The 11,971-nt window shown below is 39.2% G+C and carries 7 protein-coding genes, 1 tRNA gene, 1 other RNA gene and 1 pseudogene; 6 read left to right on the top strand and 4 right to left on the bottom strand.

What is annotated here, in order from left to right:
• Positions 1 to 211 (bottom strand): annotated as a pseudogene (locus tag B5D06_RS07990) (IS256 family transposase); the annotation flags it as partial.
• A 303-nt stretch (positions 212 to 514) separates the two neighbouring features.
• Here B5D06_RS07990 and B5D06_RS07985 point away from each other — a divergent pair.
• The 5 genes from B5D06_RS07985 to B5D06_RS07965 all read left to right on the top strand — a co-directional run bounded on the left by B5D06_RS07985 (position 515) and on the right by B5D06_RS07965 (position 6,579).
• Positions 515 to 1,165, top strand: coding sequence for a LysE family translocator (locus B5D06_RS07985; RefSeq protein ID WP_078737476.1), 651 nt, complete (start codon positions 515 to 517; stop codon positions 1,163 to 1,165).
• 68 nt (positions 1,166 to 1,233) lie between these two features.
• Positions 1,234 to 2,382: an AI-2E family transporter gene (locus B5D06_RS07980; protein WP_078737475.1), complete on the top strand. Its 1,149-nt coding sequence runs from the start codon at positions 1,234 to 1,236 to the stop codon at positions 2,380 to 2,382.
• Positions 2,383 to 2,477: 95 nt separating this feature from the next.
• Positions 2,478 to 3,293: a polysaccharide biosynthesis/export family protein gene (locus B5D06_RS07975; RefSeq protein WP_078737474.1), complete on the top strand. Its 816-nt coding sequence runs from the start codon at positions 2,478 to 2,480 to the stop codon at positions 3,291 to 3,293.
• A gap of 7 nt (positions 3,294 to 3,300) precedes the next feature.
• Positions 3,301 to 5,796: a GumC family protein gene (locus B5D06_RS07970; RefSeq protein ID WP_078737473.1), complete on the top strand. Its 2,496-nt coding sequence runs from the start codon at positions 3,301 to 3,303 to the stop codon at positions 5,794 to 5,796.
• Positions 5,797 to 5,814: 18 nt separating this feature from the next.
• Entirely contained in the window at positions 5,815 to 6,579 is a 765-nt protein-coding gene (locus B5D06_RS07965) for a tyrosine-protein phosphatase (RefSeq protein WP_078737472.1), read from the top strand.
• A gap of 271 nt (positions 6,580 to 6,850) precedes the next feature.
• Here B5D06_RS07965 and B5D06_RS07960 read toward each other — a convergent pair.
• Positions 6,851 to 6,923 (bottom strand) — tRNA-Pro (locus tag B5D06_RS07960).
• 444 nt (positions 6,924 to 7,367) lie between these two features.
• Here B5D06_RS07960 and B5D06_RS07955 point away from each other — a divergent pair.
• A complete protein-coding gene (locus tag B5D06_RS07955; protein WP_078737471.1) occupies positions 7,368 to 7,952 on the top strand; it encodes a glycoside hydrolase family 108 protein in 585 nt (194 codons plus the stop codon).
• A 219-nt stretch (positions 7,953 to 8,171) separates the two neighbouring features.
• Here B5D06_RS07955 and ssrA read toward each other — a convergent pair.
• Together ssrA and B5D06_RS07940 are read right to left on the bottom strand one after the other, a co-directional pair.
• Positions 8,172 to 8,584: a transfer-messenger RNA gene (ssrA, locus tag B5D06_RS07950) on the bottom strand.
• 851 nt (positions 8,585 to 9,435) lie between these two features.
• Positions 9,436 to 11,937, bottom strand: a complete 2,502-nt coding sequence (locus B5D06_RS07940; RefSeq protein WP_078737469.1) for a TonB-dependent receptor — start codon at positions 11,935 to 11,937, stop codon at positions 9,436 to 9,438.
• Positions 11,938 to 11,971: the final 34 nt, after the last annotated feature.

Raw genomic sequence — 11,971 nt, 5'->3', positions numbered from 1 at the left:
GTGGAATCCGAAGCTCAAAGCTACATCCATAGCCTCGCCATCGACGGGGACGGAAACCATTGCACTGTTCCCCTTTATGCTCCTCCACAAAAAGAGCACGTTCTTGTTTGGAGAAGGTGTTCAATAACACTCGAATAATCTCGTTAATTCCTGACTCTGATGATAGCATTTCCGAAATAAATGCCGACTTTTGTGATGCTGTAAGCTCCATTGTTCTTAGTTTGTTTTTACTTTTTACCACAAAGTTAAGAGCTACGGGGCTTACACACTTTTGTAGGACAGTATCCTGTATATAGAGCATGTTCCATTCGCACATAGAGAAAATTCATACTACACATAGAGCATGTTCTATTCGTATGTAAGAAAAATAAACTCCTTAGACAGATTTTGCTCCCGAATGTTCCTGAAATTTGTTGATGTACATTTGCAACCATGTTGCACTTACTAAAGGAATCTGCATATTCACTATCTTTGCACCCAAGGGGTGAAGTACAACAAATAAAGACGGTCTATCATGCAAACGATAATAACTACCATACTTTTAGGATTATTCCTTGGGCTCCTTATCTCCGTTCCGATGGGACCTGTTGGCATTTTGTGCGTTCACCGCACGCTGCACGATGGAAGAAAAGCAGGTATGCTCACAGGTATAGGAGCTACTGTGGCTGACCTTTTTTACGCCATCAGTACCTTTTTAATCACCTATAAAGGAATGACCTACATTCTGGATTGGGTAGATAAATACGAACTCGTATTCCAAGGTATAGGAGTGTCGGTAATCTTAATTTTGGGGATATACATGTACTACTCCAATCCAGCTCGCAACCTAAAGGAGACACAAAAAGCCTCTGGTCCGTGGCAGATACTGGGCTCATCTTTTCTTATCGCTATCGGTAACCCTCTGATTATATTTGTTTTTATAACATTTTTCTCACGCTACGCGCTCTTTGAAGAGCCTATCGACTTGTGGCTTTTACTGACCATCACTATGCTATCCGTTGCAGGAGGGGCCATCTCGTGGTGGTCTTTTATCACCTACTGCGTTAAACGACTTCGAGACTCCTTCACAATAGGTAATATCCGTGTCTTCAACAAAATAGTAGCACTTGTTGTCATCACATTTGCCGTAGCTTACACGCTATGGATTGTTGTTCAGGCGGTATGAAACATGCTTTTCAAGGGAATAAAGCAGAATAATAACTTTTAAAAGAACACTAAACACAGATACACCTCATGGAAGGATTAAAAGGAATTAGCGAATCTACAAATAAGAAACTCTTTATTGTAGCCCTATTGGCTCCCATGGTACTACTATTTATCGTTTTCGGGAAGGAGGCATGGACCTATTCAAGTGGTTTTTTGGGAGCTCTTACCATATTCTCTCTTTTAAGAGGACAAATGAATTGGCTAACCAAGAAGAAAAAATTTAAACGAGGAATTGCGGCTACGCTACTTTTGCTAGAAGCAATTTTTTTCTTTTTAATTCCCCTCGGAGCCATTATATCTATGCTTATTGATGTATTTAGTAATACAGAGATTGATATAAACGAAATTTACCACCAATCCATAACCACTTTAGATGCCATCGGAGATAAAATAGGTGTAGACCTAAGCCGAGGCGATGGTATCTTTATGAAACAAATACTTCCCACTCTCGCAAAATTGGGACAAGGAGTAACGACCAAATTGGTAATGGGCGTTTATTCCTTTTTTGTAAATGGCGTTGTTCTACTATTTATACTTTTCTTTATGCTTTGTGAGCAGGACTGTTTTGAAGCTGCCATAAAAGAGCTTCTCCCTTTCTCTTCAAAGAACAAAGCAATCGTTATTGACGAAACCAAAAGAATCATCGTAGCCAATGCTATCGGCATACCTCTTTTGGCAATTATACAAGGAGCCTTTGCCTATGTAGGGTATTTGATATTTGGTATCGAAGCTGCCCTATTCTATGGGGTGCTAACAGCATTCGCATCCATTATACCTATGTTGGGGACTATGGTTGTATGGGTCCCCTTAGTCATCTCTTTAATCGTAGCTGGTAACTGGCCTATGGCTATCGGGCTTGGAATCTATGGTTTTCTTATCATTGGTGGTGTAGATAATCTCGCACGCTTTATTCTTCAGAAAAAACTTGCTGACATCCATCCGCTAATCACTGTGTTTGGCGTTATATTGGGGCTTAGCATCTTCGGCTTTTGGGGCATCATTTTCGGGCCTCTACTACTCTCTTTAGCTCTTCTTCTACTCAATATGTTTCGTCATGATTACATACCTGGTTCTGTTGCCCAACCTCGTATTACAGCCGTACAAGAAGAAAAGGCTCCAGCAATTCTCGAGAAAGGGATTAATTGGATAAAAAAAGGAAAGCGAGAAAAAAAATAAGAAAAAGCCTCTAAAAAGAACTACCTTTGCAAGCAAAACCAATGATGTCCTCAACATCGTTATTTACAGAAAAACCTCAATCCTCTAACAGAGAAATGGAAAAAAAAGGGTCTATTGCATTTATTGTACTTGTTTTTTTTAGTGCAATAATCTTTTCCTCTTGTAAAAGTGCCAAAGAAGTACTTTATGTACAAGATATTGAGAATAATTCGTCGGATAATCTAAACTTCTTCGAGCCTAAGATACAACCTGGAGATTTACTATCAATTACGGTAAATGCTCAAAACAACGAACTTGCAGCACCTTTCAATCTCCACATTGTATCCAGCATGGGAGAAAACAGAAAAAGTGTCGGAGGCTACTACTTGCAGGGCTATTTAGTTTCGACAAAAGGAACTATTAACTTCCCTATATTAGGCGAACTCTCGGTGATAGACTTAACAACCTATCAGCTTTCTCAAAAAATAAAGAACGAGATAATGAGAGGAAACTATATAAAGGATCCCGTTGTCGTAACCACATTCCAAAACTTCAAGATTTCTGTGTTGGGAGAAGTTAACCGCCCAGGCTCCTTTTCTGTTCCTAATGAACGAATAACCCTTTTTGATGCCCTTGGTTTAGCTGGCGATATGACTATATATGGTCGTCGTGATAATGTTATTGTAATAAGAGAGCATAACGGAGAGCGTCAAGTTTTTGTACAAGATTTACGCTCTAAAGAGATTTTTAACTCCCCTTGCTACTATCTTGCTCAAAACGATGTAGTCATAGTCAATCCCAATAGAACCAAAATACAAATGGGTGGCATCAACCAAAACAATAATGTTGGAGTTTGGGTAAGTTTAGTCGGTAGTGTAACCTCTATCTCTACCTTAATCATGACCGTAGTCCGTAACTCTCAGAATAAATAGAAAAAAGATGAACAGCAATCCATACAGTAACTCCTCAGATGTAATTATGGAGAAGCATCAGGAGATTCCCGAGGAGAATATGATATCCCTTTCGGATATTTTCTATTTACTACAACAAAACTGGTACTATTTTATTTTTTGGCTTATCATAGCTCTCGCTGGGGGTTACATTTATATTAAATCTACCCCTAACAGCTACGAAAAAACAGCCAGTGTACTCATAAATACAGAGTCCAATATGTCAGGGCCTCTTGCCGATATTATGAAAATATCTGGGGCTGAACTTGGTTTTAAGGGAACGGATAAAATTGAGAACGAAATCATCATCTTCCGTACGCATAATATGCTCTCTCAAGTTGTAAACCGACTCAATCTGAGAGTAAACTATCAAAGAAAAGAGGGAATAAGTTCAAAGAAGCTCTATAAAGACTCTCCCATACATCTAACTCTATTAGAGTTTCCAGAAGACCATTCAGGTTCTTTTATTTTATCTTTTGAGGGGAGCGATAAAGTCCGTCTCAGTCACTTCAAAGGCGATTTTTCAAAAACATCTCCCCTTTCAGATCGTGTAGTTCTTTTTGGAGAAACCATAGAAACTCCTATTGGGTCGTTTGTTCTAACTGGTAATCCCTCCACTGAGGTAGAGGATAAAGAAATAAAGATTACCATAAGCAGCAGGGAAGAAATAATATCAGATTTAGCTAAAAGATTAACTATAGCCCAAAGCAGTAAAGGAAGTTCTATAATAGACCTCCGCTTTAGAGATGAGAATCCGCATTTAGCAGAGGATTTTCTTAATACATTAATCAACGAGCATGACACTACATCTCGGTTGGAAAAATTGAAAATTGCGCGTAGTACAGAGGCCTTTATCAATGATCGCATTACAATTATCAGCAAAGAATTAGGAGATGTAGACCATGAAATAGAGCGATTTAAACAAAACAACCAAATAGCAAACATAGAAAGCGAAGCCGAGATCTACATAGAGAGTTCTAAAGAAATAACCAAACAAACTATCGAGATAAATAACTCTCTCGCAATAGCACGTTTTATAAAAGAACACCTAACGAATCCGTCAACGGCAGGCGGACTTATACCTGCAAGCTCTGGCTTGGAAGATCTCTCCTCAAATACTTTAATCAATGAGTATAATACTCTCTATCTCTACAGAGAGCGATTACTCTCTGAGTCTGGTCAAACTAATCCTCTCATTGAAACTCAACAAAAACAATTAGAGTCCCTGCAGAAAGCAATTATCAAATCGATAGATAATTATATAAAATCGCTCAACATCAAGCTAAACTCTATCAATAAACAGTCCAACAAGAACGAAAGTAAAATATCTTCAGTTCCAATGCAGGAACGAATCATAAGTTCTATATATCGTAATCAAAAAATAAAAGAGGAACTATACCTATTCCTTTTGAATGCAAGAGAAAGAAATGCTCTAAGCATCGAAGGAGCAGAGTCTGACGTCCGCCTCATCCAACCCGCCGTAGGATCGTCCACCCCCGTAGCTCCCAAAAAAGCTATCATTATGCTTGCAGCCCTTGTTCTGGGGCTTCTAATTCCTACTGGGCACCTTTATTTACGATTTATAATCAACAATAAGGTACGCGGAAGAAAAGACTTAGAAACGTACACTCCTCAAATCCCTATTTTAGCAGAAATCCCCCACTCAACACGTTTGGAGAAGAAGCAAAACATTCTCGTTCAAAACTTCTTAGACCTCTTTAGAAGCCAACAAAAAAGGCTTAAAAAGAAACGCTATCAACGCAGATCAAACATGCTTTTAGGGCAACTATTCGAGAGCGATTATGTTAGTGAATCATTCTCTGTATTGAGAAGTAATATGGCTTTCATGTTGCCAGCAAAGGCTTGCAAAGTAATAGCTCTAACCTCAGCCTTGCCCAACTCTGGGAAAACCTTTGTATCTGGTAATCTTGCGCATAATCTTTGTATGAGAGGAACCAACAAGGTCCTTCTTATAGATGCAGATATTAGAAAAGGTTCTATGACAGCCACATTAAGAAAAGGCCTTTCGGTTCAAAAATTTGGATTATCAGAATTTCTACACAAAGAAGAATTATCTATTGAAGATGTGATAGTACCCTTTAATAAGCAAATTATATTTGACTTCATGCCAGCAGGGGAAGCACCTCCTAATCCAAGTGATTTGCTACTTTCACCTCGTTTAGGAGAGTTGATACAAGATCTTCGTAAAAAATATGACTATATAGTCATAGATACAGTTCCATTCCTAAATATGGCAGATGCCCAAATTATAGGAGAACATGCAGACTTAAACATTATGGTTGTCAGAGAAGGGAACTTACCCAGGGCACTATTAAAAGAGATCAACTTGATGTATAAGAACAAATATTTCAAGAATATGGCCTTACTCCTCAACGACGCAGGAGCCTCTCAACACATTTCGGGTAGAAGTTATGGTTATCAATCCTATACTTCTGAATACAATAGCTACTTCAAGCAACAATAAAAAAACGAGAACATAAAAATGCCTATCGGTTGGCGCACTTTATTTCAAAAACGAGAGGTTAATATCTTCGAGGAAAGATGGCTTGAGGGTATGTCAGAATTGCATTGTCATCTACTACCCGAAGTAGATGACGGCTCGAGGAACTTGGAAGAAACGCTCTCTCTCATTGACTTGATGAGTAAAATAGGATTCAAAAGAATTGTATTTACTCCACACTTACACAATAAGTTTCCAGAAAATAACTCTACAAGTCTCAGAAAGAAATTTGAGGAGACGCTACCAAGTCTTGCAAACTACTCTCACATCGAGTTCTATCTCGGAGGAGAGTATATGATGGACTCTTTCTTTACTGACCACATAAAAACCCCTCTATTAACATTGGGAAACTCAAATAGTCTGCTCATAGAGATGTCTTTTGCAGTGCGAATACCCGACTATATGAATAAAATTATTCTTTTACGGAAAAAAAACGTCCGTCCCGTATTGGCACATCCAGAGCGTTTTCTCTACCTATCGGAAAAAGAGTACGACGAAATAAAAGATTGTGGTTGTACAATGCAACTCAATCTATTCTCGCTCTGTGGATCTTATGGAGAAGCCGTACAAAAAAGAGCAATATCATTGTTGGAAGGGGAATACTATGACTTCGTAGGAACAGACACACACCGACTGAGTTACCTCGAGCGTATGTATAAAGAGGCCAAGCTACCGAGAAAATATGAGAATCCCATTAGAGATCTCATTGAGCACGCGAATACAACACTATTTGAAGAAGAATCTTAGAAATGATTATAGAGCTCCCTTTACAATAAAAGGAGGCTAAACATCCCCACACTAACTTTATCTCTAAAAACGGTGAGGACTTGAGGAGAGAAAACATCTTTAGGATATTATGCATCGAGGAGGCACCATAACCTCGTAAAATACATCTATATGTCCTCTACTTTTCTTTTTCCGACAACTTCTAAAATAAAACCCGCAAATACCAGTAATAATGGATATTTGCGGTTTTTTATATAGGGGTCTTTATTCCCCCAACTTAAGACAAAATGAGTCGGGATAAGAAGACTCGAACTTCCGACCTCCACGTCCCGAACGTGGCGCGCTACCAACTGTGCTACATCCCGATTTCCACTTTTACGAGGACAAAAGTAGCGAGAAATATTTAATCTCTCGCCTTTCTTTTGATTTTATCCTCCTCTCCCAATGAAAGCACTCAAAAAGGAGAGTACGTAGTATTGTGTGTTACCACTATAATTACCTAAATAATGAAATACAACAAAAACCACAAAAGCAAAAAAACAAACATTTTTATAACTTCATATTTGAGTAGAAGTTATAACGATGCAATGTAAATCAAAACAACAAGAAACACTACATATAAGTTAATAAGTTAGATTAAAAACCCTATTGTGAGTATGTTTTACCTAAACGATATCTACAAAAGTTGGAATTACCTATTATAAAAGGGAAAATAAGCTGATTCTATATCATAAAATACGTATAGCTAACATTGAGAAAAGTAATTGAGTTTATAGAATAAAAATCAAGTGAACTAAAAGGAGAAAAAAATGGCAAAAGTTGAGTTATTAGCCCCCTACATTAAGAAATGGGAAGGTGGTTTTGTAAATGACCCTGCCGATACTGGAGGGGCAACAAACATGGGAGTAACCATGGGTACACTTAGAGCCTATTGTAAACAAAAATCGCTTCCACCCCCAACCGTTGAGAAGCTTAAGTCTTTAGCGGAGGCTGAGTGGATTAAGATTCTTAAAACAATGTATTGGGACAAGTGGAAAGCTGATTTTATTGAATCTCAAAAGGTGGCCAATATTCTTGTGGATTGGGTATGGGGGTCTGGACGGTATGGTATCACTAACCCTCAAAAATTGCTCGGCATGGTACCCGATGGAATAGTAGGGAGAAAAACTTTAGCAGCAGTTAATGCAGCAGATCCAGACGAATTGTTCGAAGCGATTTACGAAGAAAGAGTAAAGTTTTTGAATCGGATTACCGCTGCGAGTATTTCTCGATATGAAGCAAAAATAGGGCGTAAAGCAACTGAAGCAGAGCTTTTAAAACATACATACAAGCGTTTCATAAAAGGTTGGTTAAATCGCTTGATGGATATGAAAAAGTTCTGTGAAAAATTATAAAATGGCTATCGGGTACTATTACAGGCTTAACTCTTTTCGTCTAATAGGCAAAAAGAGCAAAAAAAAGCTCTACAATCCCCTAAGAAATAAAGCCCGTGCATTTGGTGTACGGGCTTCTTTCTTTGTATAAAAAATGCCTCAAAACAAATATTTTGAGGCGTTTTCGTGTACACTCTCGTGTACTAAATTTATAAACCCATATATAATAATCAGAGTTTATTGTGGAGCTGGAGGGAATTGAACCCTCGTCCAAACGCGGAATGAATATGCTTTCTACATGTTTAGCCTTGCTTCAAATTTTCGTGGTACTCCTACGAGAAAGGCAACCAAAGAGATACCCTTATTCCATGATAAAAATCAGTCAATCACCTCACGGAAAGAGTGATGCTGAACCCCGATATACGTGCGTTGCCTTACTCAAGGAACTTCGGAGCAAGAGTCTTGGGCAACGTCTCGTCCGAACCTATCGGCTCAGATTAAGCAAGCTAACTTACTATACTTCGGTTAGGCAGCGAGAGCGTAATTATTTTCGCCAACTAAAAAATTCGATGCTTGATATTCAAGTGAGAGAGCAACAACTCACTACATGCTTACCTACCCCTTCGTCACGCTGTCAAAGCCATGTCAGCCCCATATATGGAATGCTGCTACCATTGCAAAACAAGCAAGATAGAAAGAGAATGAAAGGAACGCTATCCCCTCAATGCTTGGACAAATGTACAACAAATCTCCTTTGTAGCCAAAAAAACCATTTTTCATCTATACGCAAAAAATGCATCAAAAAGTATGCCAACGAAGTTTTCTAACTTAAAGCTTATTAATTGAGGCTGCTCTGTTTATTTCCCGTTTCTCTCTAAGAATATCCATTCATAGCAGAGACATGGCTTTCTGGTATATGAAACGCTTATTCCAAAAGAGTCCCCACACCAAAGATTTTTCCTCTCCCTTTGATAAGCTTTGCATTCCCGCAAAAGCGGGAGCGGCGCATCTATCGACCTTTGCTCTCTTATCCATTCGATAAGAGAGGCTAACTCTTTGAAGCTCTCCAGAAAACAGAATTTACAGGAGCAAAAATAATTTTTGTCACGCGCAATTCTCTATTTGCAATCTACGTATATATATATTTAGACTACGTTTATATATATTCAAGTTACGTATATGTATATTCAATCTTAATATATAGAATAGTACACGATAAAATAAAAAAGTTGGCATGATAAAAATATTAAAAGAGCCTCTGTATAGAGAAAAGTTCGCCTATTGGAGTTTTTGTTTTCTCTTTTTCTGCTCCTGTGCTAAAGATAGAGAGCAAAAACTCCCACACATTTTTTGGACACTACCCTTTGCATTCAACGAGCTACCTAATACCTCCCGACAGAGATATGTTGGTATAAAAAAAGGAACTCCCTGTAACGAGGAGTTCCCTTTATTAGTAACGATAGTCTTCTTCTCAAAAAACGAATGAGACTATCGAAGAAACTTATTAGAAGCTGATCTTTGTTCCTATGAAAATTCTTCTTGGTAGCATAGGACCATACACATAAGTGGAAGCACGTCCTGGTCCCTTATCAAAGTCTTTTTGGTAGCTGTTAAAGATGTTTTGAATACCTCCATTCAACTCTATTACCATTGTAGAACCGAGGTGGAAGTCATGGCTCAACTTAAGATCAATATCAAAGAAAGAAGGTGTTTGCACTAAAGCAGCATGCCCCTCTGCTAATCCTTTATAGTGTACTCCATCATCTGAAATGAAATTAAAAGCTCCATCAGGTCCAATCTTTTCGGCGGGTATATCTCCCTCATAAGCCTCGTGTACGATATTCATCTTTCCTGTAAAAGTACCAGAAAGGTTGATTGCAAAGTGCTCTGTAGGGCGTACAGTAGCCACGAAGTAGCCATACAAATTGGGGGTACGTAAGTAGTCTTTTACAGAAATCTCGGCCTGTCCCGTCCCAGCATCTTCTTCTATTGGTGTATAGATACTTCCGTAAATACTTCTCTGCCAAGTACCTCCTAACTGAAGGTCAAACAAGTTATTATAGGCTATTCTCCCCTCGAGGTTTACACCATATACCTTTGCCACGCCATCCTTGTCATTGTAAATGGTACGGATAGTTCTTTCCTCTCCATCCACAGTCTCCTCTTTATCGGAAGGCTTGAACTGATTGGTAATAAAAGTAGTAAACCCTTCTCCCATTACGTTGAACTGCCACTCGTCTGCACGGTGATACCAGTCAAAAGAAGCACTAACGCTACGTGAACGCTCCTCTTTCAGGTTAGAGGCAAGTACACGACTAATAGGAGTGCCCCCTGCCAACTCAACGTGCAAATCCTCATCGAAATACTGAGGAGCGCGGAAACCTTCACTATAAGAGAGACGGAAACTCAAGTCTTTAATAGGATTATAGCGTACATTGGCTCTTGGGCTAAGGCTGAAAATAGGGTCAATATAACGTGATCCATTTTGGAAAAGACGAACATAGTCCAGACGCCCTCCGATAAGAGCACTAAACTTCTCTGTTTTATATTCCAACTGGTCGTACTGACTCCAAGTAAATGTATTTTGTTCAATTTTTTTAGGACGATAACCACTTCTGTCATCAAGTTTTCCGTTAGTGTATTCTATACCTCCTGTAAAGTCCCAATTCTCTCCAAATGTATGGCGATACATACCTCCTAATTGCATATCAACTCCTTTAGTAATTCCGTAAGAAGTCAGCGCAACAAAAGCATCTTTGTACTCTGGGGTATCTGTTGAAGCACTATTTACCAATGGATCTAAAAGTTCCTTAGTATAGTCTCCTCCGCCGTAATAGCTTCGTCTCTGTACATCTTGTGCAGAGAGATAAAGAGAGATAAAATCTTTTCCTCCACTAAAGTTTTGGTCATAGCGCAAACTTCCTCCATTGATATAGTGTTGTAGGTACTCTGCAATGCGTGCCTCAAATGGAGGGGCATCTAATCGGTCTCCTCCACGTCTATATTCCTGCATGCTGTGGTATTCGAGTGTAAGTTTGCCATAGGGGCTTGTTTTGTAGTAAGAGCGGAAGCCTAAAGATCTATTACGAAGGTTGGGAAGTTCTGTAAAACTATCTCCATCTATATCTTGCCCAGGGCGATAGTTGTGTTGTCCAAAAATCATAATCCCCGCCTTGCGGTCTTCTGTCAATACAGAACCATTGAACTGCGTTGTGTTTTGGAAAGCGCCGAATCCTTTATCGCGATTGAAAGTCATCGTAGAATGACTAATCTCTGCATAATTTCGTGAGGGTTCCTTGGTTATAACATTGATAACTCCTCCCACGGCATTAGAACCGAAGAGAGCAGAACCTCCTCCGCGCACCACCTCTACTCTCTCTACCATATTGGCAGGAAGTTGCTCAAGACCATATACACCAGCCAAAGCACTAAATATAGGATGACTGTCGATGAGTATCTGAGAGTAAGAGCCTTCAAGACCATTGATGCGCACCTGATTGAAACCACAGTTTTGACAGTTGTCCTCTACACGCAAACCAGGTTGAAAGCGCAATCCTTGCGTGAGGTTGGTCGAATTGGTCTTCAGGAAAAGATCTGAAGAGAGCACTGTAACCAAAGAGGGAGCTTGTCTTCTCAGCGTTTCATTTCGATTGGCAGAGACTACTACTCCACCCAGTGAGAAAATCTCTTCATTTAAATAAAGGTCTAAGTGGCGTGCTGCACCACTCTCGATATGAAGTTTTTCCTCACAAGTAGAGTACCCTACAAATTTTGCCACTATGATTCTTTGACCAGCAGGAATGTTTTTCAGCGTATAATTACCGTTGGTATCTGTGGTTGTTCCGAGGGTAGTACCCTTGACAAATACTTGAACATGGGCAATGGGTTCTTTGGTAGTTTTATCGACTACGGTTCCTGTAAGGCTTCCGCCCACCTTCTGAGCATTTGCTACAAGGGAGGAAAGTAGGAATATTATAATAAATCCAATAGTACTAATGTGTTTCATTTTTTCTTTTATCTAATCTTTTATTTGATTGGAG

This window comes from Porphyromonas circumdentaria (assembly GCF_900167105.1).
Lineage (GTDB): Bacteria > Bacteroidota > Bacteroidia > Bacteroidales > Porphyromonadaceae > Porphyromonas > Porphyromonas circumdentaria.
This window is presented reverse-complemented; position numbering and strand designations above follow the sequence as displayed.

Coding starts and splice junctions, on each gene's coding strand:
- B5D06_RS07985 (WP_078737476.1), top strand. CDS start 515: ATGCAAACGATAATAACTACCATACTTTTAGGATTATTCCTTGGGCTC.
- B5D06_RS07975 (WP_078737474.1), top strand. CDS start 2,478: ATGGAAAAAAAAGGGTCTATTGCATTTATTGTACTTGTTTTTTTTAGT.
- B5D06_RS07980 (WP_078737475.1), top strand. CDS start 1,234: ATGGAAGGATTAAAAGGAATTAGCGAATCTACAAATAAGAAACTCTTT.
- B5D06_RS07955 (WP_078737471.1), top strand. CDS start 7,368: ATGGCAAAAGTTGAGTTATTAGCCCCCTACATTAAGAAATGGGAAGGT.
- B5D06_RS07940 (WP_078737469.1), bottom strand. CDS start 11,937: ATGAAACACATTAGTACTATTGGATTTATTATAATATTCCTACTTTCC.
- B5D06_RS07970 (WP_078737473.1), top strand. CDS start 3,301: ATGAACAGCAATCCATACAGTAACTCCTCAGATGTAATTATGGAGAAG.
- B5D06_RS07965 (WP_078737472.1), top strand. CDS start 5,815: ATGCCTATCGGTTGGCGCACTTTATTTCAAAAACGAGAGGTTAATATC.